The sequence below is a fragment of the Mucilaginibacter sp. P5_A6 genome (assembly GCF_056400585.1).
This window is the reverse complement of sequence record NZ_JBFUKZ010000012.1, coordinates 73,047-96,387: the sequence shown is the minus strand read 5'-3', so window position 1 is coordinate 96,387 and position 23,341 is coordinate 73,047. Positions and strand designations below refer to the sequence as shown.

Sequence of the window (23,341 nt, the reverse complement as noted above, 5' to 3'; positions counted from 1 at the left end):
TACCCTCAAAATTCTAATACCCCAATGCCTACCTTTTGCCTTTCACCTTTATCCTTTCACCTCAAATTATGCTCCCACCGCTTTAAGCCAGGTTTGCGCCATCAGGGCTTCGCCGGCTACGCTGGGGTGTACGCCATCGCGGTTCCAGTAGGTGGCGGGGGCAATGGTTTCGGCTTTGTCAAATGCTGCCTGGTAGGGTACAAAAATGGCACCGTATTGCTCGGCAATATCTTTGGCCGCCTTGCGGAATAAGTCAAACGTAGGGTACCATTTGTCGTCAACAGCCTTCACGCCCTTTTGGGCAAATGGCTCGCAAATCACCAGTTTAATATCAGGCAGGGCCGCTTTGGTACGATCTATCAGTTTTTTATAATCGGCTATGTAAGTATCAATTGTGCCGGTGTAACCGTTGGTAAGTGTATGCCAAAAATCATTTACACCAATATGAATGCTCAGCACATTGGGTTTAATGGCCAGGCAATCGGTATCCCAGCGCTCGGCCAGTTGATATACCTTATTGCCGCTGATGCCTTTGTTATAAATTTTAAGGTTCTTATCAGCATGTTTAAGCAATAGCTGCGATGCAGTTATAAGCGCATAACCCGATCCTAAGGCGCTGGTTGTATTAAATTCTGTCGTCTTATGATCACGACCCCAGTCGGTAATAGAATCGCCCTGGAAAAGGATCACATCACCGGTATTGAAGCTGATTTTTTTTGATGGTTTTTCGATAGCTAAAGCTGCCGAAACTATCTGGGGTAAGCCCATGGCGGCTATAGTACCTACTGATGCTGTTTTTAAAAAATTGCGTCGGTTGCGTTTAAACATATTGTTCATAAATGATTTTATAGATCGATTTTGATTTCCGAATTTACAGATTTACCCGGCTTTTTTATACTTTGTTAAATTTTATATAAACTTTTGAATGATTAATATTATCGAAGGCTTGTTTTTCATCAAATTCTGGTTTACACACGTATCAGTATTTACTAACTTCGCGCCATGTATTTTTTATTAAAACCCATTCTTTTCCTGTTCGATCCCGAAAAAGTACATTATTTTGTAACACGCAACTTAAAGCGCGTTAACCGTTTTCCGGGTGGCGCTGCTTTAAGCAGGGCTATATGGGATGTAAACGACAGGCGTTTAGAAAAAGAGGTCTTCGGCCTAAAATTTAAAAACCCTGTTGGGCTGGCAGCCGGCTTTGATAAAAATGCCGAACTGATGGGCGAAATGGCCAACATCGGCTTTGGCTTTGTGGAGATAGGTACCGTTACCCCCCTGCCCCAGCCCGGCAATCCGCAGCCGCGCATGTTCCGCCTGCCATCAGATGGTGCGCTGATTAACCGGATGGGCTTTAACAACTTCGGCGTTGATGTTGCTGCCGAAAGAATAGCCACCTTTCGCAAAAATGCCAAAGGAGCGCAAAAAAGCTTGATCATTGGCGGCAACATCGGCAAAAACAAGGTAACACCTAATGAAGATGCCGTTAGCGATTATATCAAATGTTTCGATCGCCTGTTTGACGTGGTTGATTATTTTGTGGTGAACGTAAGCTCGCCCAATACACCCGGCCTGCGCGAGCTACAGGAAAAAGAACCGCTGATGCAATTATTGAACACCCTGCAGCAACGCAATTCAAAAAACGGCATCAGCCGCCCCATACTGTTAAAAATTGCACCAGACCTTACCAACTCACAACTGGATGACATTGTTGATATTGTACAGCAAACCGGCATTGCCGGCATTATAGCTACCAATACCACCATCAGTCGTGAAAATTTAACTGCTGCCGATAGTTTAAAATCAGAGATGGGTGGCTTAAGCGGTAAGCCGCTTACCAGGCGGTCAACTGATGTGATCAGCTATATTTTCAAAAAATCACAAGGCTCGTTCCCTATTATTGGTGTAGGTGGAATCCACTCTGCAGGTGATGCAATGGAGAAATTAAATGCAGGGGCATCGCTGGTGCAACTATATACCGGGTTTATTTATGAAGGACCGGGGTTGATAGGGAGGATAAATAAGAAACTTCTTGGCAAATAATTTTCTGAACCGGAATTTTTCGGTTCAGAAAAATAAACCAACAAAAAAATCCCACCGGTTTCTGAAACCAGCAGGATTTATAAGATCTTTTGAGCGCCTGCGCTCTTAACAGATAGAATTATTTACCTGCAGCAATTGCCAAAACGGCATTGTTTTTTGCTATCTGGCTGTGTTTTGACTCAGCAGAACGGCTTCCGTACTCAAGGTTGGTAGCCAGCTTCAAAAACTGTACTTCTAAACGTGAAGTAGTTTTGTTTTTTCTATCTTTTCTTTTTAAACGTGTAACGCCCATGGTGTTGTTATTTTAATTTTTTTAATACCCTTGAGGTCGGGAGCGGATTCGAACCGCTGTAAAAGGTTTTGCAGACCTCTGCCTAGCCACTCGGCCACCCGACCCTCTTTTTAAGGATTGCAAAAATAGTAATTAATTTAATGGTAGCCAATATTTATTTCATTGAATTTCTTTTTATTTCAGAACATAGTATGGCTGTAGCTATAGCAACGTTCAATGATTCGGCTTTTCCGGCCCTTGGGATGGTTATTTTTGTGGTAATCAGCCGCTCAATCGCGGGGCTTATACCGTTACCCTCGTTACCCATCACCAGCAATCCTTCGGTGCCAAAATTGCCGTTATAAATGTTTTCCCCATCCAGCATTGCCCCAAATATGGGCAACCCTATCTGTGGCAAAACCGCCTCCAGGCTTGCATAATGCACATTTACACGCGCCAGGGAACCCATAGTAGCCTGTACCACCTTAGGGTTATAAACATCAACCGTATCTTCGCTGCATACAATATCGGTAATGCCAAACCAATCGGCGGTGCGTATAATGGTGCCCATGTTGCCGGGGTCCTGTATACTATCAAGCACCAATGAAAACTTTTGTTTGAGGCTGTTATAATTTAATGTTGCCCATATTGGTATTTTAATCAAACCAATTACCTCCTGCGGCGTTTTCAAAGTGCTTATTTTTTCTATATCCTTCATTGAAATCTCCTGAAAGTTTATTTTTCGGGATAAATTCAGCATTTTTGGAGCAATTGAAGGGGTATGGTATATGGTATCTACCTGGTAACCTGAGCTTGTAAATTCAATTACTGATTTATAGCCCTCAACCAGGAAAAAACCATGTTCCCTGCGAAATTTTTTATGTTGTAAGGATGTTAATAAACTGATTTGTGATTTTGAAAGCATATATAAAACCTGCTGGTTACCGCCTTACAATATTAAGTATTTTGCTGCTCATTATCGGCGCGGGTTGCAGCGTTACCCGTGGCATACGCAAAGATCAGGCTTTAGTGCGCAAAATTACCATAAAAGGCATTGATAAGGAATTTGCAGAAGTTGCAGTAAACTATGTTGATAAAGAGCAACAGCCCAACAATAAACTCAATCTTCAATTTTATTACTGGTTTAGCAATAATGGTAAACGAAATATTGGGGAGGCCCCTGCCATACTGGATAGTAACTTAGTTGAATATTCGCGTTTCCAGATGGAGAAATTTATCCAGAACCGTGGGTATTTAAAAGCCAGGATCACCGATAGCATTGTGATAAAAAAACAACGGGCCGAGTTGATTTTTACAGCACAGGAAGGCCCAATGTTCCGCATCCGTAAAATTGAAGACAGCATTCCCGATAAAAAAATCAAAAATATTTACATAGCAAACCGCAATAAAATATCGCACATACAACCCGGCGCCCGTTTTGATACCGACAGCCTTGCACATGACCGTGATGAACTGTACCTGCTCATGAAACGCAATGGCTATTTTGATTTTTACAGGCAATACATCAATTTTAATTACGACTCCACCTTTAACAGCAGTGTAGTTGATATTAAAATGATGATTGATAATCCGGCCGGTAAAACAGAGCACCCGGTTTACAAAATTAACAATACACTTATAACCATATCCGCCAGTAGTGGCAGAACACCGGGCAAGGCCGATACAATACAGGTTGATTCGCAATTTAGGTTTGTTGATTTTTCCAAGCGTTTTAAACCAAGGGTGGTTATTGATTATACCTATCAAAAAAAGGGGCAAATATATGATATTGATAAACAAACCCTTACCACTACCCGCCTATCGGAGTTAAACGTTTTTYGTAACGTACCCAACCCTACTTATGAAAAACTTGGTGATAGCACCCACCGATTAAATACCAAAATAGATATTATCCCGCTTAAACATTACTCAGACAGGGTAGAAGGCGAGTTCCTGTTTGCCAATGGGCGGTACGGATACAACATAGGCAATACTTTTACAAACCGAAACCTGTTTATGCAGGCAGCCATATTACAGGTAAAACTTAACTGGAGCATTTTATTTGATAACGGCACAAACACTACAAATAATGCCGATATCCAGAACCAGGAATTCAGGGCAGGGATAAATTTAATATATCCGCGTATCGTATCACCTTTTCATTTTCCTTTAATGGGTAAATACGGTGTGCCACATACCACATTCTCCACAAACTATTCATTGTTTTACCAAAAAGACCTGGTAACACGCCAAAGCTTTGTAAACTCTATAAGTTATGATTTTTATGAAACCGGGCGCAAGCTGCATACTGTTACACCCATAAATATCGAATTTTCAAAGGGGGTAATTGATCCAGCTGCGCGCGATACCTTATTGGCACATGGTAAGTTTGCCTACGTAAAACTAATTGGCCGAACTGTATTTACAACAGGTAGTCAATATACATTTCAGTATAATGCACTTGAATTAAACTCCTATAAAAACTTCGAATATTTCCGTGGAAGTTTGGATATAGGTGGTAATTTCCTGAGCTTGCTGGGCAGTACCTTTAATACACCAAGGGATTCGGTTGGGCAACGTCAAATTTTAGGATATACCTTTTCTCAATATACCAAAACCGAAGCCGACTTTCGCATTTACCGAACCCTGGGGGGCGAACGACAATTTGTATTTCGTTTTAATCCCGGCATTGGTATACCTTATGGCAATAGTAACGAACTGATATTTGAAAAAAACTTTTACACCGGCGGCGCAAATGATATGCGCGCGTGGTTACCCCGCACACTTGGCCCAGGCCAGTTTAACCGGGGAACCGCTTATGCAGGTGACCCAACATCCCTTGCCCGCCTAAAATATCTTGATCAGTTTGGCGAAATAAAGATAGTAGCCAATGCCGAATACCGCTATAAACTGGCAGATAACTTTTTTGGCGCAAAATTAAAAGGTGCTGTTTTTATAGATGCCGGTAACGTTTGGAGGCTGGGCAAAAAAGCAGAAAGTCCAAATGGTGAATTCAGGTTCGATAATATTTTACAATCAACAGCTATTGGTATTGGTACCGGTTTACGGTTCGATTTGAGTTTCTTTGTTTTCCGGCTTGATGCAGCGTTTAAATTTAAGGATCCGCAGTTTAGCGGAGCCGACCAGTGGGTACTGATAAAGCACTCAAATGAGCTTTTCCACAGCAGGTCATTTAAAACTGCTTATGCAAACAACAACGGCGGCGATACCTATAATTTTATGCAGTTGAATTTTGGTATAGGATTGCCTTTTTAATTTTGAATTACTGAATTAGCATTAAGCTCCTCCGGCTAAAATAGTCCCTTCAAACCATCTATAGCGCTTTCAAAAAAGGTGTGCATACTTAAACCATTATGGTAGTTAAAATACAGGAATATGCAGAATATGATAACCGCTATAATGATGAACCGCTTAAACATATAGGCCAGCAATATTAAAATTACTGGTATAGCTATCAAAAACATAATACTGATATGGAACGGGCTTAATTTGCTATCGTGTTTATAAATATAGTAGAGTATGCCATGTGTGCCGCTTTCGTTAATATGTTTGGCATATAAAAAGGTAGAGCGGTCTATCTTTTGCCTGTAAAAGGCAACTCCCTTTTCAAACTTTAACTGGTATTCAAAACCGTTCATGATAAATGTGAACAGGCCGTTCACGTTCTCCTGGGTCACCCCAGCCGAATCTGTGGCTATAACAGCCACCTGGTCAACCCCGAAAGGGTTTTCTTTAACTACAAAATGATTTATGGCAATTGTATCGGCAAAAACAAAGCTGTGTGTAGCCGCAATAAGGCACAATAAAAACAATAATTTTTTCATCTGTTAAAAACCATAAAATAAAATGTACGCAATAAAAATAGTGTTTTTTGTGCTATCTGTTTAGTAAATAAATACTCGCGTTAAGCACAGCTACAAAACTTATCCATAGTAAATAAGGCCAAAGCAGCCGCCCGGCAACCCTACTATATTTACCAAACCAGTTAATATTTAAAATAATACTTATCCACAAAAAGATAACAACCGCCATAGCACCCAATAACTGGTGTAAAACAAAGAACATAACCCACCACAAAAAATTTAAAAACAACTGCACAAAATAAATTGCCCGGGTGATTTTAAAGGCAGGTTTGCGGCTCCGGTGTTTCCAAACCAGGTAGGCAGCTATAGCTATAATGATATAAAGCATTGTCCAAACCGGTGCAGAAAGCCAGAGCGGCGGGTTAAAAAATGGCTTTTTAAGCGTATTGTACCAGCCTGTAATTTCGGGCCGTGTAAAAAGTGCAGCAACAAAACCTATCGCCAGTGTAATTAATAAACTGATGAGAAACGGAAAGAACCGGAATTTTCTGGGTATCGCTGGAATCATCGTTTTATGGAAACCAATAAAATAACAATAAGTTTTGGGTAAATAATTACATACACATTATGCAGGCGTTACCATTAAAAACCGTAAAAATATTAGCTTAGCAACCGTTGCCACAAGTAAAATGAAATGATAAAAGCTTATAAACTATATACCGGCGAAGACGGGCACTCACATGTGCAAACAGGAACAGTAGCCGAAATGATTTTTAACCCGGCTTCAACTATCCGGTTCCAGGAATCGCCTCCACATTCGTTTTACGATTGGCACAACGCTCCTGCCTGGCAATATGTGATCAACCTATCCGGCACACTGGAATTTGAAACCCGTACGGGCGAAACCTTTATTTTACGCCCGGGCGAAATACTGATAGCCATGGATACAACAGGAACGGCTCATCAATGGAAACTGATAGACGATGAGCCATGGCGACGTGTATATGTTACCTTTGGTACCGGGCAGGAGGTAAACTTTGTGCCGGATGGCGAAAAAAATTAAAGTCATGCTGATCTGCCTTTCGGTAGATCAGCCTCCCACTTGCAAGCTTTCATCTGTAATTGATCACCTTGCTTGTGGGACCCGGGTAAGCTGGCCAGCATTTACGGGATGACTTTTAGTACTATTAATCTGGTTTAACCCGCACATATACGCTGTTAAAACCGTCACTGATAAATACATCATTCAAAAACAAAGTATCATTCCTGATAATAAATGCATCGGCCTGCAGATCATTGATCTTCAACAGATCAATAGTTTCGGTAGCCGAATATTTATAATTTCGGTTTATAGAAAATTTGCCAGAAAGCATAACCGAATCTTTTTTGAACATTTTAAAAGTGCTGTCATTCCTGTATATCTGGGTTAAGTTATACCCGGCACTTTGGGGCGTTATGGTCATCCCAGCTATGCCCCCAACAGATTTTACCCAACGCCAGCTACCAAATATTGATGTGGAAACAGGGCCCGGTAAACCATTTTTATTGCATGAACTAACGCTGCATAGTACCAGCGCGGCAATTACAAGGGTAAAGTATTTCATAATACAAGGTTATATACAGCATTACGCAGGCCCTAAATGCTTTGATACAATGAGTTATAAATATTTCAAAAAAAATCTTATTCCTTAATTTCAACAAAATTCTTTGTATCATTAAACCATGATTATTGTTATCCAGTGTAAAGACCAGGTGGGCCTGGTTGCATCTATATCGGCTATATTAGCAAAATACCAATTGAACATAGTTTCGATGCGCGAACATGTCGATAAGAGCGAGAACATATTTTTTATGCGCCTGGAGGTAGAAGATGGGGATAATGAAAATCTTGGACAAAAATTAAAAGAAGTTTTACCTGCCGGTGCAATTATTTCGGTTAATCCCCTTCCCGAAAAAAAAGTGGTTGTGCTGGTAACAAAGGAGTATCATTGCCTTGCCGATATACTCATCCGTAATTATTTTAAAACCCTGGGAGCAACTGTTCAATGCGTAATTGGCAACCACGCCACCCTGCAAAACATTTGCGAACGCTTTGATATGCCTTTTTACCATATATCGCATGAGCAAATAACTAAAGAAGAATTTGAACAAAAAATAAGCGATACTATTGAGCAACATGCACCGGATTATGTAATACTGGCCAAATACATGCGCATTTTGTCGCCGGCCTTTGTAGCAAAGTTCCCCATGCGGATAATCAATATCCACCACTCCTTTTTACCTGCTTTTATCGGCGCTAACCCCTATCGGCAGGCTTTTGAACGCGGCGTTAAGCTAATAGGCGCTACCGCCCACTTTGTATCAAATGAGCTGGATGAAGGCCCTATTATTGCCCAGCAGATCATCCCGGTAAATCACACCTTTACTGCAGCAACTATGGTAAAGGCCGGGCAGGAAATTGAAACATCGGTATTAGCTAAAGCCCTTAAATTGATATTTGAAGATCGTGTGTTTGTTTCTAAAAACAAGACCGTTGTGTTTGAGTAATTGTAAAATTTCGGAGACACAGAGTCTGCTTGTATAGACAATTTTATATACAGACTCAAATATCCGTCTTTTAATACCCCGGGGCTCCATAAACAAACACATTACTTAACGGTTATTTAACAACAACCGGTTATTTTTGCCTGTAATCTATCTAAATAGATCAATGAAAAAGCTTCTGTTTATTTTATTGCTTACTGTTTTCTCGTGCTCTTTTGTTTTTGCCCAGCATTTTACAGTAGCCACTTATAATCTTCGTAACGATAATGCCACTAACGATGATTCCTTACAGGGCAACGGCTGGAAGCAGCGCCTACCTGTTATAGCTAAGTTGATACAATTTCATGATTTTGACATCTTCGGCACGCAAGAGGGTCTTGTTCATCAATTAAAAAATCTTACTTCGGCCATGCCCGGATATGCCTATACCGGCATAGGGCGCGATGATGGTAAAACAGAGGGGGAGTTTTCGGCTATATTTTATAAAACAAACAAATTTAAGTTGCTTAAGCATGGTGATTTCTGGCTATCACCTATAACCAACCGCCCTAATAAAGGTTGGGATGCAGCCCTGCCGCGTATTTGCTCGTGGGCATCGTTCCAGGAAATAAAAACAGGTTATAAATTTTATTATTTTAACCTCCATATGGATCACATTGGCGTAATAGCACGTCGCGAAAGCGCCAAACTTGTTCTGGCAAAAATTAAAGCAATGACAGCTAATGAACCGGTTATATTATCCGGCGATTTTAATGTCGACGAAACATCAGATAGCTATGCGGTAATTAATACATCGGACAAACTGAAGGATGCATATGAATTGTCGCCAATAAAATATGCCCAGAATGGCACTTTCAACGACTTTAATGCTGAAAACAAATCAAAAGGACGAATAGATCATATCTTCCTGAGCAAAGATTTCACGGTAAAAAGATATGGGATATTGACAGATAGTTACCGTGCTTTAAACAATACAACTAAAAAGTACGAGGCAAAATTACCATCAGACCATTTCCCGGTAATGATAATGGTGGACCATAAATGATCCACCATACATCTGAGATTTAGTTGATTATAAAAGGTCTTTATTCTACTACGAGGGTAGCTATGGAGTGCGGCTGGCTGGTTATTTTTACAGCTTTACCTTTTACCCATAAACTGTATTCAATTTTCTCTTCGGTTTTATTCATTACTATTACGGCTAACTTGCCATTAGGGTTTAGGTAAGCAGTAGTTAAAAGTTTATCTCTGCTGGCAACAGCAGCTACACGCTTAGCGCCCGGCTGTATATATTTGCTGAAATGCCCCAGGTAATAGTATGAGCTGGTATAAATGAGGCTACCATTACGCAGATCGGCGTGTACGGGTGCAAAGCAAAAGTTGCCAACATGATTTGGTCCGCCTTTTTCATCAAGCAGGATGTTCCAGTCTGTCCAGGCAACTGTACCGGCATTAAAATCATTGATCATGGATAGGCCGTATCTCTCCCCAAGCGACCAGTCGTTAATTTTATCAAGGTCGAATTTTTCAATACAACCTTCAGTAAAAATCAGGTTTTTACCGGGGAATGCCTCATGTACACGGCGGGTAGCTTCAAACTGCTGCCCGGCACCGGTCCAGGTTTCGTACCAGTGAAAACCAACGCCCCAGATATATTTTGCCGCCGCCGGATCTTCCAATATAGTACTGGCGCGCTGATAAAGCAAATCGCGGTTATGGTCCCAAACAATTAATTTTTTATTGGCCAGTCCTTGTTTTTGTAATGTTGGGCCTAAAAAGTTCTTTACAAAATCACGCTCCTCTTCGGCGGTGTATTTACATGATTCCCAGGTTTGTGATGCCATAGGTTCATTTTGTACCGAAAGCCCCCATACCGGGACACCTTCGTTTTCATAAGCCCTTATAAATTTGCCATAAAAATTTGCCCAGCTTTGATAGTACTTTGGCAAAAGCTTACCTCCATGTAAAACACTGTTATTATCCTTCATAAATGCAGGCGGGCTCCATGGCGATGCAAACAAAGTAAGCTTACCACCGGCAGCGGCCATTGCAGCTTTTATAAAAGGTATGCGGTATGCCCTATCATGGCTGATGCTAAATGTTTTCAACGATGCATCGCCCTCCTTTATATAGCTATAGCTATCGCTCGAAAAATCACAGCTTTGGATATTGGTACGGGCTAATGTATAGCCAATACCCTTATCTTTATCATAATAGGCCTTTAAAAACTCTTTTTGCTTGTCTTTGGGTAGTTTGTAAAAGGTTTCGGCAGCGGCATCTGTTAATGCACCGCCAATACCCAGCATGGTTTGGAATGATTTTGCCGGATCAACAAAAACAGCAACCTCTGTTTCGCCAGGTTGCGGGCTATCGGTAAACTTTAATGTCTCGGTGGTTTTAAATTTAACACCCGCTTCGTTATCAGAAACAATAACCTTTACATTCTTATTTTGGGCAGAGAATACCGCTTTTACCTGGGCATTTACCCAATCTGCCGGCAGCATACTACCAGCAATAAAACAAGTGAGTAATATTTTTTTATTCATGATTTAACTTAATTGGTCTCCGGCGGGCAACGTTGCTAATCAGAAAGCGGTTCCGGTATCCCAAATTAAGAAAGTTAATTTGAATAAAGCAAATAAGAAAGGCTATAAATAATTGATTTATAACTACTTGTTGACTAAATGATACGGTTTAATACCAAACAAATAACAACAAATATGGCTCATAATCAGTTAGTTTCACAATTATTAATATTACCGAAGAAATGTTTTGATACGGTAAACTACATTGTGTAATTTATACACTTTAGAAAGCCGGTTTATGACTTTTTGATAAGTTGAGGTTTTTAGTTATTGGTTTTTAATCTCCTCCTCTATCCGCAAACTTTCTTTGTGGATGGCGTTCATTAATTCGGTAACAAATGTTTCTGATAAGCTCTCCTGTTTGCCGGCCTCAATGGCTTTTTCAAGTACTTGTTTAAAGCGGTCGGTTTGTAGCGGAGGAATATTGTTTTTGGCTTTATAAACACCAATCTCTTTAACAACCTTCTCGCGCTCTCCCAGTAATTCTATCAGTTTTTTGTCAAGAGAATCAATTTTGTTACGGCTTATCTTCAAGGTTTGACCTGTGTTTTTAGGGGCATCTACCGATACTGATTGCGCGCGGGCCAAACCCGGGTTAAATAAATATATTAACAATACAAATACGATGCTGACAAATATTTTCATATGCTCAATTTAACAATTTTAATTTGAAGAGTCGGTGATTTGAAGATTTGAAATAAATAGCAACTTAAAAAATTAAACCAAAATAAAAAACCGGAAAGATCAATCACCAGCTTTTTTAACAGGATTCAAAGGATCCATTTTCAAATCTTCAAATTAACAAATCTTCAAATTGGGCACTACTTCCCGTCGGCATTATGCCCTCTTTTAATCATTTCCTTAACTGCACGAGCTAAAAACGCCTTCCCATCCTCATCAAGGTGCGTTTGCTTACCGCCACCATTTATTTCATAAACGATTCGGCCATTATCGTTTTCGGCCACAAGGTCATCGCTGTTACGGCTAAATTTTACATAACCATGCGGCGAAATGCTTTTGATGCCTTTTCCATCTTCAGTAAAATAGGTTTGTCCGCCGTATTCTATTTTCACGGTGGTACCATTGTTGTTCTCCACAATGGTAGTATGTCTTCCGCCAAAGCGACAAGCTGTTGCCAGGGTTAATAGCCCTGCCAAAGCAATTAATAGGTGTATTTTTTTCATGATGATAATTGTTAATGCGCCAATGTCATCACAAAGCTAATACAAAACACAGTACTATACAATACATAGTACCATATTTATTAAAAATATTTTATCCCTTGTAACTTTTTAGCAACTCATCAACCAAAATACCATTTATAGTCATCCCCTCTGTATTACAATGGGTAATAGCCACACGTTTAAGATTACAATTGGTTATCGTACTGCCTTCCAGTTCGCAATCCTCAAAACGCAGGGGACGTTGCCTGGCATTTTCATCATAAGCAGGATGTCCTTGGGGTGGCATACCGATGTTGTGTATATAAGCGCCGCCCAATTGTGCCCCTTCAATTTCAAGATCACTTAAATTGGCGTTTTCAATTTTTAAATTACGGAGGTCAACATCGTTAAAGCTCGCTTTGCTCATTTTTAACATCACAAACGTTGAACCGTCAAGGTGCGAGTATTTGGCTTCAATCATTTTTGTAGTTTCGATGATACTGATGCGTTCGGCATTTGCATTATCCTGGTTATTTGCGCTTTCCATATAAATGTTTTTTTAATACGAATTTAAGGATGATTACCTCAACCTACAATGGCTATACCTGACATTTTAAGGGTGCAATTACGACATCGATTTCCCCGGTTGCTCACCATCAAATAAAAGTCATGATACTTTAAATTATTTGAAATTAAAACGTTAACTTTAATATCCGATTATGAAACCGCTCTTTTTTACGCTAAAAAGCCATCTCCATTTAATGGCTATACCTGATACTGAGGCGCACTTAAATGGTCACCCGGTAATTAGTTATACCTATAGCCTATTCATTGACAGGGCTAAAGGCGACCCAAACCAAAGCTTTAACAAAGAGAGTAGTTTGCACCTCGATAAAATTAATGATCCTGATTATTTAGGCTTTATTGCTTTTGAAGAACCGGCTAATGTATTCTCATACACTGCCGGTGAACGGTCATTAAGTGTAGCTGAAGTTGAGGAAGTTATTGAGCAGTTAACGCATATAAGAGATAATCCGGACCTGTGGAATTCATTAGGTAACCTGTAAATAAACAAGGCTGTTAATCTACAGATTACTATATAACATATTTAACAAGCCTTTACCATTAGGTCGTTTTCCTTTAAACCAGTGATTGGTATAACATTTTGCAGGGTATTTGCTTTACGGTATTTTGCCAGGTTTATGAGCAATACGCTCACTAATATAACAACAAGGCCAATAATCTGCAATAATGAGATGCGCTCATTGGCAAACAATACACCTAAAAGAACCGCAATTACCGGATTTACATAAGAGTGGGTACTTACCTGCGTTGCCGGCTTAACTTGCAACAGCCATATATAAGCGCTAAATGCACCGATAGACCCAAACACGATAAGGTAAATTATGGCCATCCATGATGATGTAGGTACACTCATCAAACTAAAGCCGTTAAATTCATGATGTATTATGCCTGCAGGCAAAAAGGCAACACCCGCAATAATCATTTGCCATGCTGTATTTAAACCTGCCGGGGCACTGCTTGCTTTCCGTTTTGAATATAATGAACCTGCCGACCATGCTATCGGCCCCAAAACTAACAATGCAACACCCAAAATGGTTGAAGTATTGTGGCTACCCTCAAAAGCTTTGTGCACCTGTTCGCCAAACAACAGTAGTACACCAGCAAAACCAATTATCAGGCCACCAATGGTTGCCTTGCTCTTAAAGTTGGTACGCCAGTTAAGCCTATCCAATGCTACAAACCAGATGGGCCCGGCAGAAACCGTAATGGCAACCATGGCGCTGGGCAAAGTTTGCTCAACCCATATAACTATCCCTGTAGCTAAAAATAGCATAAGCAAGCCGCTTACTGCAGAATTGACCACATCCTTTTTTACCCAGATCTTATCGCCCCTAAAAGCACACCAGCCAAGCATTAACAGGCCGGCGGCAGTGTACCTCAATGCTCCCATCAGCATTGGAGGAAAGCCACGCACTGCCATTTGTATAAAAAAGTAGGTTGAACCCCATACTATATAAACTGTTGCAAACGCTATTATTACCAGTAATGCAGGTGTTTTTTGTTGCTTAATTTGTGTCATGATTGTTTTTAGTTTTTGTGTATAATGAATCGATGCTCCATTTATAATCTGGCAGGGTGGCCAGCAACAGGCTTGCAGCGCTTACTGTAAAAACAGAATAACCTATCGGCGATTCAAGGCCACCGGATATGGCCATGGATAGTGCAAAAGCCAGGCTGAGCAGGCAGCTAAGGGAGGCAGCGATCCGCGTAAATAAACCAACCAATAATAATATCCCAATAGTAGCTTCGCCAACGGTGGCTATTACTGCCAGTGTTGGTATAGTTGCTTCGGGTAAAAAGTTCATAACCTGGCGGGCATAGGTCATAAAGTGTTGCCAGTCGCCCCAGCCTACGTGGGGTTGCCCGTGGGCACCAAAAAAACCCAGGCGATCGGCTACTTCCCATAGGTAACTGGTTGCCAGGGTACCTCGCAAAGCGATGGATGGGAATGAATAGTTTTTAATGAGCTGCATATTTTTTTATTTGCTGATATAAAATTACACATCTATTGGCCTACCTTTATAGTCCAGAAAACACAAACAAGGTAGTCCAACATGTTGTTTACAGCCGGGTTAATACACATAGATAAGGATGCGCAGGTACCCGTTTACCTGCAGATAACCAACAGCATTATAAGCCACATCAGGCAGGGCGCCTTAAAGCCGGCGTCTGCCCTGCCAAGCAGCCGATTGCTTGCAGCTGCGCTAAAGGTTCACCGCAAAACCGTAGTGGCCGCTTACAACGAATTATATGCCCAAAGCTGGGTGGACGTTTACCCGCGGAAAGGCATTTTTGTAGCCGGGAACCTGCCTGTTGTATCACCACGACCTATCAATCAGGCGCTGAAGAAAAACACTTATCCCGATAAAACCTTTTTTGAAGTGGATGAGAAGGTTCCCTATCCTGATCTGTTTGTGGAGAATAAATATCGCCCCCTTGTATTTGATGATGGTTTCCCGGATACAAGGATGGCGCCGGTTGAATTACTGGTGAGAGAATACAGACGCTTTGCCAATTATCAATTCACTCAAAAGTATTTAACTTACGGTCCGGAGCAGGGTTCGGTAAACCTACGCACCGAACTGGCCCGTTTCCTCGGCGAAACGCGGGGCTTACAAGTTACGTCAGCGGATATTTTGGTTACCAAAGGTGCGCAGATGGCTATTTACCTGGCCGCCCAGATCCTGTTGAGTAAAAATGATGTGGTAATTGCTGCCGATCCCGGGTACCCTGGCGCCAATGAAGTATTTGAGCAAACAGGCGCCAAATTATTATTAGCGCCTGTAGATGAGCATGGTATTGATTTGGATGTAGTTGAGGACATCTGTCGGAAGAAAAAGGTAAAACTGGTATATGTGATCCCTCACCACCACCGCCCTACTACGGTAACTTTAAGTGCCGACCGGCGTATCCGCCTGCTTGATCTGGCCCGCAAATACCGCTTTGCCATTATTGAGGACGATTACGATTATGATTTTCATTATGCCAGCAGCCCCATATTACCGTTAGCAAGTGCCGATTATTATGGTAGCGTAGTTTATGTGGGTTCATTTTGCAAAACCATAGCGCCTGGCATAAGAATAGGATTTATGATAGCGCCACAAAACCTGGTTGTGCAGGCTACCCGCCTACGTAAACTGATTGACAGGCAAGGCGAACACTTACTGGAGGAGGGCATAGCCAACCTTTTGAAAAATGGGGATATAACAAGGCACCTTAAAAAGGCAAATAAATTATACCATGAAAGGCGGGATATCCTTTGCGCTTTATTAAAAGAATACCTTGGCGATCAGCTAAGTTTCAGGATACCGGATGGGGGGTTTGCGGTTTGGGTAAAATACCCTGATGACATTAAACCTGCAGATGTTGCCGAAAAAGCCGCTGCCATGGGGCTTACCGTCAATAATGGTAAGGATTATTTTTATGATAACAGTCAGAATCACCAATACGTGAGGCTGGGTTTCGCATCACTCAACCCCAAAGAACTGGAGGAAGCTGTGAAAATATTAGCCGATGTATTCAAAAGGCTTAATCGCCAAAAAACCGCACCTTAATCTGGTCCGAAGCATACCCCTGTTAACTCAATCTCATAAAAATCAATCATCAGCGATGCTGCCCCCCATAACAAAAAATATATAATGATCGTCACCATGGGTACTAAGCGGTTCATCCTCTTTAGGCATATCACCTTCCGGGAAACGCTCAATCTCCAGTCGCGATGTGACACGTTCTTTTAGCTGATGTACGGGGATGTCTTTCATTTGGTCAACCTACGTCAAGAACAAATCAGGGTGTTGCATTTGAACCGCGAGTTAAATCCTGTATACTTTTAGATGAAAAATTGGAAAAATTAACCCACAACCCGGTACTGTGCTTCGTGTATTATCTGAAATTTAACAGAATTCGCAATAAAGCACAGCTTATTGGCTTCATGATGCAGCTCATCAGCTTTAGCCTGCATGGCTGCATCCTTTAGTGTTATCAATGGACTTAACACCACCTCGGTAAAATAGCCGCCGCCATCGCTTGTTTCAACCATGGTACCTTCTGCGTTATCTTCATAAGCAGTTACAACAACACCAGCCGTGGTGCAAAGGTGCAGGTACCACAGCATATGACACGCAGATATGGATGAAAGCAACATGTCCTCCGGGCTATAGCAGGACTTATCTCCCCTGAATGCCGGATCCGACGAACCTAAAATATCCTGCTTACCCTCAATGCTGATAGTGTGACTGCGTTCATAAGAACGATAATCCTTTGTTCCCACCCCCGTGTTACCCGTCCAGCTGATGTTGGCTTTATAATGATGATCTTTCATTGGCTGATATTCGATAAAACGCGGTAAACTAAAGGTTGGTCATTTTCAAAGATGCCTCGGTATAGCGCTGACCTGTATCAGGATATTTTTTTAATAGGTCGCCTATCTCCAGCAGATCGGCAGCCGATAAATTAACATCAACTGCTCCGGCATTTTCCTGCAGGTACTTGCGTTTTTTGGTGCCGGGGATGGGGATTATATCATCGCCCTGCGCCAATACCCAGGCTAAAGCAAGTTGGGCTGGTGTAACATTCTTTTGCTGCGCCATATCGGCAAAAGCATCGGCAAGCTTTTGGTTGTTATCCCAGTTATCGTCACTGAAACGCGGCAGCGTCCGGCGGAAATCGTCAGCAGCCAAATCATCCTTGCTCACGGTGTTGGTAACCAAACCACGGGCCAGCGGACTGTATGGCACTAATGATATGTTCAACTCCCGCAGTACAGGCAATATTTCGTTCTCCACATCGCGGCTCAGCAATGAGTATTCACTTTGCAGCGCGGCAATAGGATGAACAGCGTGGGCCTTACGGATACTGGCTGCCGAAGCTTCTGATAAGCCAAGGTAACGTACTTTACCTTCCTTCACCAGTTCGGCCATCGCCCCTACCATATCCTCAACGGGTATGTTGGGGTCAATGCGGTGAGCGTAGTACAGGTCGATGGTATCTATATCTAAACGTTTCAGGCTTTTTTCAACCGCGGTTTTAATATAAGCCGGCGATCCGTCGAAATACACATTTGAACTCCCGCTGCCCGAATACGGCGCATTGACATCCCTGTACCTGAAACCAAATTTGGTGGCTATAAATACCTTATCGCGGTTTTGCTTAAGTACTTTGGCAATCAACTCTTCGTTTTTGCCATTGGCATACATATCTGCAGTATCCCAAAAGTTTATACCCAGATCGAGCGCAAGGTTAAGTGTGGCTAATGATTCCTCATTATCAACAGGACCGTAAGCGAAACTCATCCCCATACAGCCTAAGCCAATAGCCGATAATTTTTCTCCCGTGTTCCCTAAATTTCTGTATTCCATAGGTTTTTTGTTTTTGTTGATACAAATTTAAACTGGCAATAAGACCGGGAGGTTATCAATATCAAACCAAAACTTACAAAATTCAAACAGCAGCTTACTGCTTATTACGCATTGCGGTTATTTTTTGATGAGCCAGCTTTGGCAGGCTGGTATTACCGCTTTGCCTATCGTAGGTTAGTTTATGGTAAGTTATTAACCATGTACCCTTTTGTTTCTCCAGCCGGGTGTTGTAGTTGCCAATTGTTGTCCAAATCTCTTCGCCAATAAAATGATCTGCTTTGCCAACATAAAACACATCGGCCTCATGACCGTGCAGCTGTACCTTAAATTCCGAAAGCTGGTGTTGGGTTCTATCAAATCCGGGTAAAAAAGATTCCCATGCATCAATTACCTGTTCATGGTTATGCACAGATGGTTCTGTATTGTTCATTGACGAATAATCCAGAAAAGTTTCTTTTGCCAATACACTTAGCCCCAACAGCCAGTCACGATCATCTATTGCTTTAAATAAAGTTGCTATTGCCTGAGTTATTTTTTGACCTTCCATGGTATTTAGATGTAAAGCTATTGAATTTGTTTCAAACCAAAGCTTAATTCAACACCAGCTTTAATAATTAAAGGCTTACTCTCGTTCTTTTAATAATGCCAATTGGTCATTTATAGCCTGCAGCTTCTGAATGGTAGCGTTCATTTCGGCTTGCTGCATTTTAAACTCCCGGGGGGTTATATAAAAATAAACTAATGCCAGGCACACAACCGGGCATATGTAAGCCACGCTGCCCCATAAAACACTCAATTTTTTTACAGATTCTATCATATATAATAACAGACCCAGGCCCAAAAACAAAAAATACAGATTTAACACTCTGGTATGAATGAAATACTGTTTCTTTTGTATAGCAACCAATTCGGCCAGGTAGGTAAATGTATCAGCCTCCGGGTGACTTTTAAACAGATTGAGGTACAAACCGCTACTTACTAAAATAAAAGAAGCTATAGAAAAAATGATCAGGATAATTCCTGCTGTGGTGGTAAGTACAAGGGTATCTAACTTAACACCAATTATAATTACGATAATACCAATTATGGTTAACGTAAGGTTAGCCCATATTAATTTATTCCTGGTTTTACGCTTCAAATCCATTGCTTTATTAATCACCGTGTTTATATCGGGTTTTCCGGCGTCAGGCTGTTGATGCCAAAGCGCTTTAAAATCAATATTGCTGCTCATACTTTTTGAATTTTTGTGCGAGTTTTTCTTTAATTCGGTAAACTTTTACCCTGATATTGGTTTCGGAAAGACCTGTAATACTGGCTATCTCGGTTTGTTTGATATCTTCAAGCTCAAGGGAGATAATGATGCGGTCGATCTCGGGCAGTTCGGCTATGTATTTGTACAGCAGCTTCACCTGGCTTTCGGTATCGGGAGGTGGTTTATCTTCCAGCTCAAAAGGCATTTCGCCCGGAGGCATGCGATTTTGTTTTTCCAGCTGACGCAGGCAATGATTTGATGCGATCCGGAAGATCCAGGTGCCGATGGCCGATTGGTTACGAAACTGCCCCAGCTTTTGCCACACTGTAATAAAAGTTTCCTGTGTAACATCCCGGGCCCGGTCATGATCATTCATGTACCCCATGCATACGCGGAATATCTTGTTATAGTAAGTATGATAGATCTCCTCGAACGACATGCTTTGTTGCTTTATGCCTTTTTAGATACAGGCTATTGTAAAATGCTACATTTAAATCAAAAGATTTATCAATTGCAAATTTGATGTATCTTGAACCGGCAATTGCCATGTTTAATATTTTTTACGGGCATTGTCCTATTTCCCAAAAACCAATCGTCTTATGGCTTTAATCATTAAATTTAAAACATCATGAACGAATTCTTATTGATCTTCAGACAAGTTGAAGCACCTGGCGCAGAAAAGCCATCGCCAGAGCAAATGCAAAGCACCATGAAATTATGGATGGACTGGTTGGGCAGCATTGCCGCGCAAAACAAACTGGTTACCAATGGAAACCGCCTGTATGGTGATACCGGCTCTGTGGTGAGGCCCGGCGAGGTGGTTACCAATGGCCCTTATGTTGAAATTAAGGAATTGATAGGTGGCTATTCTATCATCAAAGCCGATTCATTGGAGGATGCTACAGAAATATCTAAAGGCTGCCCAATCCTGCGCGTTGGCGGCAATGTAGAAGTACGCCAGATTGTACCGATGGAAATGTAAATAATTTTGGCCACCTCCGGCTGCCGGAGGTGGCATTTTTTACCTGTAATGAACAAAACTGAACTATTACCTCATTTATTCCGTACCGAATACCGCAAAATAGTATCGGTACTGTATAAGCATTTTGGTTTCGAATACCCCGAAATTGCCGAGGATATAGCCAGTGAAACTTTTTTGAGCGCCGCCGAAACCTGGGGGCTTAAAGGCTTGCCAGATAACCCGGTAGGCTGGCTTTACGCGGTAGCCCGCAACAGGGCAAAGGATCACTTAAAGCGGAACAGGATTTTTGACCAAAAGGTTGCTCCTATACTTCAATTTGCACACCAGGATTATACGGAATTTGAAATTGATCTGTCTGAAGAGCATATCAGGGACAGCCAGTTGCAGCTGATGTTTGCCATTTGCCAGCCTGTTTTGTCTGCCGAAGCACAAATTAGCCTGGCGTTGCGCATCCTTTGCGGGTTTGGGATTGATGAAATTGCCGATGCCTTTTTATCAAACAAAACAACTGTCAACAAGCGCTTATTCAGGGCGAAGGAAAAACTGCGGGAGCAGAAGGTTAAAATTGAGTTTCCTGCGGCAGCCGAGATCAATGCAAGGCTGCAAACAGTTTTAACTACCCTATATTTGTTGTTTAATGAAGGCTACTATTCTACCAGCCAGGATACAACACTGCGCAGGGATCTTTGTTTAGAGGCCATGCGCCTTAACTACCTGCTCATAGAAAACCAGACTACCAACCTGCCCGAAACCAATGCCCTGATGGCGTTGATGTGTCTCCACTCCTCGCGCTTTGATGCGCGTACTGATGAGCATGGTGAAATGATCCGTTATGATGACCAGGATACCAATCTTTGGAACGAAGAACTAATTGAAAAAGGGAAACACTATCTCAACCTGGCATCCATGGGTAATCAAATAAAAAAATACCACCTTGAAGCTGCGATAGCTTACTGGCACACCATTAAGGATGATACTACCGAAAAATGGGAAAGTATTTTACAGCTGTACAACCGCCTGCTGCAAATTGCCTACTCACCTGCCGCTGCGCTCAACCGCACCTATGCCTTATATAAATCCCGTGGCAAACAGGAAGCAATAATTGAAGCCGAAAAGCTAACGCTTACCGATAACCATCTATATCATGTTTTATTGGGGCACCTCTATAAAGATGTGGACAAACAAATTGCCATAAACCATTTGCAAACTGCACTAAAACTTGCCAAAACCGGCAGCGAAAAAAGCAGGATCAATAAAGACATTGAACAATTGTTTTAAAATTCAGTTTCCTATTTTTATATATTCAATTATATCAATATGGCTTATAACGAACAATTGGTTAACCGGGTACGCGAAGCCCTGATCCATCAACCGGTGGTTGAGGAAGTAAAAATGTTCCAGGGTTTATGCTTTATGGTTGATGATAAAATGTGTATCTGTATCCGCGATAATGGCCTGCTTTGTCGTATCGGCCAGGATCAGGCTGCAATTGAATTAGAAACCGGCGATTGCCGCCAGATGATACACGGCAGCCGCGTAATGAAGGATTTTGTTTGGGTAGACGGGGATGACCTGCATGCCGGCAAAAAGTTTGAACATTGGATAGCATTGGCTTTACAGTTTAATAAAACAGCAAAAAAGAGCAAGAGAAAAAAGCTTAAAGCTTAAGGCCGAAGGCTCAAAGCTTGCTCCAATCTTTGTCATTTCTAAAGATTTATTCACAGACTATACAGAGCGAAGAGGGATGGCAAATAACTCTTTATCCAATAAAGTGATAAAGCTGTTGATTATTGTTGGTGATTTTTTGAAATCAGATGATTAAAAAACACAATTGTTACCTTCGTTACAATTATGAACGGCATCCCAGTTAAATCCAAAATAAAAGCCGACCAGGTTTTAAAGATCAGTGTGTTTAAGGAAGTGATCAAGCCGACAGTTCCGCATAAGCATGCCAGTTATTTTGAGTTAATTATATTGAGCCGGGGGGCCGGGTATCACGTGATTGACGATCAGACTTTTGATGTTTTACCGCCGACTGTTTATTTCTTAAAGCCAGGTCAAACGCATTGCTGGAATTTTTCGCAAATACCTAAAGGATATGTGATACTTTTCAGGGAGGAACTATTAAGCAAAGAGGATTTGGCCATTATTTACCAGCTGAATACATGCATCACCGTATCAGATCCCGTTGGCTTTTTTCAATTAACAGATACCTTTTGCGGCGATTATAATCAGGATACAACAAACTTAAAACTGTTGAAAGCCTATTTGCATCTCATTCTGCTTAAGATCTCCTCTTACTCATCTCCTGTAAGTGAAAAACCTTTCCAGGCAGTTTATTACCAGTTTAAAAACCTGATCAATGAAAATTACGAACGGGTAAATAAGGTACAGGATTATGCCGGCCTTTTAAATATCTCAACTGCGCAACTGAATTTAATCTGCAAGCAAATCAGCGGTAAAACTCCATCTGCGATCATTAACGAACGCATCCTGTTGGAGTCAAAAACCTTGCTGGCAGTTACAGGCCAGTCAATCAAAGAAATTGCTCTTTATCTGCAGTTTGCCGATACATCTCACTTTGTTAAATTTTTTAAAGCAAACACTAACCTAACCCCTGGCCAATACCGGGAACTTGCACTAATCAGCGCTAATAAAAGCACTAATTATACCTTGAATGATGAGCAAACTACCGTAGCACAGGGTTAAATATTTTTATTATTGCAGTTTAC

At 41.4% G+C, this 23,341-nt stretch carries 29 protein-coding genes and 1 tRNA gene; 11 read left to right on the top strand and 19 right to left on the bottom strand.

The features are described from left to right. Window positions 1-66 precede the first annotated feature (66 nt). Window positions 67-828, bottom strand: coding sequence for an SGNH/GDSL hydrolase family protein (locus tag AC1DO4_RS14640; RefSeq protein ID WP_477417027.1), 762 nt, complete (start codon window positions 826-828; stop codon window positions 67-69). 174 nt (window positions 829-1,002) lie between these two features. Here AC1DO4_RS14640 and AC1DO4_RS14635 point away from each other — a divergent pair, with 174 nt between their 5' ends. Then, the gene (locus tag AC1DO4_RS14635; protein WP_477417025.1) at window positions 1,003-2,046 is read left to right on the top strand and encodes a quinone-dependent dihydroorotate dehydrogenase; all 1,044 of its coding nucleotides are present in this window, start codon (window positions 1,003-1,005) and stop codon (window positions 2,044-2,046) included. A 118-nt stretch (window positions 2,047-2,164) separates the two neighbouring features. Here the strand turns inward: AC1DO4_RS14635 and AC1DO4_RS14630 are convergent, their stop codons facing one another. The 3 genes from AC1DO4_RS14630 to AC1DO4_RS14620 all read right to left on the bottom strand — a co-directional run bounded on the left by AC1DO4_RS14630 (window position 2,165) and on the right by AC1DO4_RS14620 (window position 3,242). Further along, window positions 2,165-2,338, bottom strand: coding sequence for a spore protein (locus tag AC1DO4_RS14630; protein WP_477402690.1), 174 nt, complete (start codon window positions 2,336-2,338; stop codon window positions 2,165-2,167). A 33-nt stretch (window positions 2,339-2,371) separates the two neighbouring features. Continuing rightward, a tRNA-Cys gene (locus AC1DO4_RS14625) sits at window positions 2,372-2,442 on the bottom strand. A gap of 50 nt (window positions 2,443-2,492) precedes the next feature. After that, entirely contained in the window at window positions 2,493-3,242 is a 750-nt protein-coding gene (locus AC1DO4_RS14620) for a TrmH family RNA methyltransferase (protein WP_477417023.1), read from the bottom strand. Here AC1DO4_RS14620 and tamL point away from each other — a divergent pair. After that, window positions 3,233-5,593 (top strand): translocation and assembly module lipoprotein TamL, encoded by a 2,361-nt coding sequence (gene tamL / locus AC1DO4_RS14615; RefSeq protein WP_477417021.1) that lies wholly within the window; start codon window positions 3,233-3,235, stop codon window positions 5,591-5,593. The genes AC1DO4_RS14620 and tamL overlap by 10 nt on opposite strands. Before the next feature lie 35 nt (window positions 5,594-5,628). On the opposite strand, the gene AC1DO4_RS14610 is transcribed toward tamL, so the two are convergent. Then, a complete protein-coding gene (locus tag AC1DO4_RS14610) occupies window positions 5,629-6,162 on the bottom strand; it encodes a hypothetical protein (protein ID WP_477417019.1) in 534 nt (177 codons plus the stop codon). A gap of 52 nt (window positions 6,163-6,214) precedes the next feature. Continuing rightward, a complete protein-coding gene (locus AC1DO4_RS14605; protein WP_477417017.1) occupies window positions 6,215-6,709 on the bottom strand; it encodes a TspO/MBR family protein in 495 nt (164 codons plus the stop codon). A gap of 126 nt (window positions 6,710-6,835) precedes the next feature. Here AC1DO4_RS14605 and AC1DO4_RS14600 point away from each other — a divergent pair, with 126 nt between their 5' ends. Further along, complete coding sequence (locus tag AC1DO4_RS14600) at window positions 6,836-7,204, top strand: hypothetical protein (RefSeq protein WP_477417015.1); 369 nt, start codon at window positions 6,836-6,838, stop codon at window positions 7,202-7,204. 124 nt (window positions 7,205-7,328) lie between these two features. Here AC1DO4_RS14600 and AC1DO4_RS14595 read toward each other — a convergent pair whose 3' ends face one another. Further along, entirely contained in the window at window positions 7,329-7,745 is a 417-nt protein-coding gene (locus AC1DO4_RS14595; protein ID WP_477417014.1) for a hypothetical protein, read from the bottom strand. Between the two features lie 118 nt (window positions 7,746-7,863). Here AC1DO4_RS14595 and purU point away from each other — a divergent pair, with 118 nt between their 5' ends. Both purU and AC1DO4_RS14585 read left to right on the top strand, forming a co-directional pair. Further along, on the top strand, window positions 7,864-8,688 hold the full coding sequence (gene purU / locus AC1DO4_RS14590) for a formyltetrahydrofolate deformylase (protein ID WP_477417012.1): 825 nt from the start codon (window positions 7,864-7,866) through the stop codon (window positions 8,686-8,688). A gap of 163 nt (window positions 8,689-8,851) precedes the next feature. Continuing rightward, window positions 8,852-9,730 carry an endonuclease/exonuclease/phosphatase family protein gene (locus AC1DO4_RS14585; protein ID WP_477417010.1) on the top strand — a complete coding sequence of 293 codons (879 nt, stop codon included), beginning with the start codon at window positions 8,852-8,854 and terminating at the stop codon, window positions 9,728-9,730. A gap of 40 nt (window positions 9,731-9,770) precedes the next feature. On the opposite strand, the gene AC1DO4_RS14580 is transcribed toward AC1DO4_RS14585, so the two are convergent. The 4 genes from AC1DO4_RS14580 to AC1DO4_RS14565 all read right to left on the bottom strand — a co-directional run bounded on the left by AC1DO4_RS14580 (window position 9,771) and on the right by AC1DO4_RS14565 (window position 12,980). Then, window positions 9,771-11,231, bottom strand: a complete 1,461-nt coding sequence (locus AC1DO4_RS14580; protein WP_477417008.1) for a glycoside hydrolase family 30 protein — start codon at window positions 11,229-11,231, stop codon at window positions 9,771-9,773. Between the two features lie 306 nt (window positions 11,232-11,537). Next, entirely contained in the window at window positions 11,538-11,915 is a 378-nt protein-coding gene (locus AC1DO4_RS14575) for a chorismate mutase (protein ID WP_477417006.1), read from the bottom strand. A 176-nt stretch (window positions 11,916-12,091) separates the two neighbouring features. Further along, window positions 12,092-12,454 (bottom strand): hypothetical protein, encoded by a 363-nt coding sequence (locus tag AC1DO4_RS14570; RefSeq protein ID WP_477417004.1) that lies wholly within the window; start codon window positions 12,452-12,454, stop codon window positions 12,092-12,094. Window positions 12,455-12,545: 91 nt separating this feature from the next. Beyond that, window positions 12,546-12,980, bottom strand: a complete 435-nt coding sequence (locus AC1DO4_RS14565; protein ID WP_477417002.1) for a pentapeptide repeat-containing protein — start codon at window positions 12,978-12,980, stop codon at window positions 12,546-12,548. 172 nt (window positions 12,981-13,152) lie between these two features. Here AC1DO4_RS14565 and AC1DO4_RS14560 point away from each other — a divergent pair, with 172 nt between their 5' ends. Continuing rightward, the gene (locus tag AC1DO4_RS14560; RefSeq protein ID WP_477417000.1) at window positions 13,153-13,500 is read left to right on the top strand and encodes a hypothetical protein; all 348 of its coding nucleotides are present in this window, start codon (window positions 13,153-13,155) and stop codon (window positions 13,498-13,500) included. A 41-nt stretch (window positions 13,501-13,541) separates the two neighbouring features. Here AC1DO4_RS14560 and AC1DO4_RS14555 read toward each other — a convergent pair whose 3' ends face one another. Together AC1DO4_RS14555 and AC1DO4_RS14550 are read right to left on the bottom strand one after the other, a co-directional pair. After that, a complete protein-coding gene (locus AC1DO4_RS14555) occupies window positions 13,542-14,537 on the bottom strand; it encodes an EamA family transporter (protein ID WP_477416998.1) in 996 nt (331 codons plus the stop codon). After that, window positions 14,524-14,991, bottom strand: coding sequence for a DoxX family protein (locus tag AC1DO4_RS14550; protein ID WP_477416996.1), 468 nt, complete (start codon window positions 14,989-14,991; stop codon window positions 14,524-14,526). The genes AC1DO4_RS14555 and AC1DO4_RS14550 overlap by 14 nt, the downstream gene beginning before the upstream one ends. An 81-nt stretch (window positions 14,992-15,072) precedes the next feature. On the opposite strand from AC1DO4_RS14550, the gene pdxR reads away from it, so the two are divergent. Further along, window positions 15,073-16,572, top strand: coding sequence for a MocR-like pyridoxine biosynthesis transcription factor PdxR (pdxR, locus tag AC1DO4_RS14545; protein WP_477416994.1), 1,500 nt, complete (start codon window positions 15,073-15,075; stop codon window positions 16,570-16,572). 42 nt (window positions 16,573-16,614) lie between these two features. Here the strand turns inward: pdxR and AC1DO4_RS14540 are convergent, their stop codons facing one another. The 6 genes from AC1DO4_RS14540 to AC1DO4_RS14515 form a co-directional block, all read right to left on the bottom strand. Further along, window positions 16,615-16,779 (bottom strand): hypothetical protein, encoded by a 165-nt coding sequence (locus AC1DO4_RS14540; RefSeq protein WP_477416992.1) that lies wholly within the window; start codon window positions 16,777-16,779, stop codon window positions 16,615-16,617. A gap of 89 nt (window positions 16,780-16,868) precedes the next feature. Continuing rightward, complete coding sequence (locus AC1DO4_RS14535; protein WP_477416990.1) at window positions 16,869-17,339, bottom strand: OsmC family protein; 471 nt, start codon at window positions 17,337-17,339, stop codon at window positions 16,869-16,871. Window positions 17,340-17,367: 28 nt separating this feature from the next. Continuing rightward, window positions 17,368-18,375 carry an aldo/keto reductase gene (locus AC1DO4_RS14530; RefSeq protein ID WP_477416988.1) on the bottom strand — a complete coding sequence of 336 codons (1,008 nt, stop codon included), beginning with the start codon at window positions 18,373-18,375 and terminating at the stop codon, window positions 17,368-17,370. Window positions 18,376-18,469: 94 nt separating this feature from the next. Next, entirely contained in the window at window positions 18,470-18,922 is a 453-nt protein-coding gene (locus AC1DO4_RS14525) for a nuclear transport factor 2 family protein (RefSeq protein WP_477416986.1), read from the bottom strand. Window positions 18,923-18,997: 75 nt separating this feature from the next. Continuing rightward, complete coding sequence (locus tag AC1DO4_RS14520; RefSeq protein WP_477416984.1) at window positions 18,998-19,606, bottom strand: hypothetical protein; 609 nt, start codon at window positions 19,604-19,606, stop codon at window positions 18,998-19,000. Continuing rightward, on the bottom strand, window positions 19,590-20,066 hold the full coding sequence (locus AC1DO4_RS14515; RefSeq protein ID WP_477416982.1) for an RNA polymerase sigma factor: 477 nt from the start codon (window positions 20,064-20,066) through the stop codon (window positions 19,590-19,592). The genes AC1DO4_RS14520 and AC1DO4_RS14515 overlap by 17 nt, the downstream gene beginning before the upstream one ends. A gap of 189 nt (window positions 20,067-20,255) precedes the next feature. Here AC1DO4_RS14515 and AC1DO4_RS14510 point away from each other — a divergent pair, with 189 nt between their 5' ends. From AC1DO4_RS14510 to AC1DO4_RS14495, 4 genes are all read left to right on the top strand, one after another. Continuing rightward, window positions 20,256-20,609: a YciI family protein gene (locus tag AC1DO4_RS14510; RefSeq protein ID WP_477416980.1), complete on the top strand. Its 354-nt coding sequence runs from the start codon at window positions 20,256-20,258 to the stop codon at window positions 20,607-20,609. Between the two features lie 48 nt (window positions 20,610-20,657). Continuing rightward, window positions 20,658-21,887 (top strand): RNA polymerase sigma factor, encoded by a 1,230-nt coding sequence (locus AC1DO4_RS14505; RefSeq protein WP_477416978.1) that lies wholly within the window; start codon window positions 20,658-20,660, stop codon window positions 21,885-21,887. 39 nt (window positions 21,888-21,926) lie between these two features. Continuing rightward, complete coding sequence (locus AC1DO4_RS14500; RefSeq protein WP_477416976.1) at window positions 21,927-22,277, top strand: TfoX/Sxy family protein; 351 nt, start codon at window positions 21,927-21,929, stop codon at window positions 22,275-22,277. Between the two features lie 183 nt (window positions 22,278-22,460). Beyond that, entirely contained in the window at window positions 22,461-23,318 is an 858-nt protein-coding gene (locus AC1DO4_RS14495; RefSeq protein WP_477416974.1) for a helix-turn-helix domain-containing protein, read from the top strand. Window positions 23,319-23,341 lie beyond the last annotated feature (23 nt).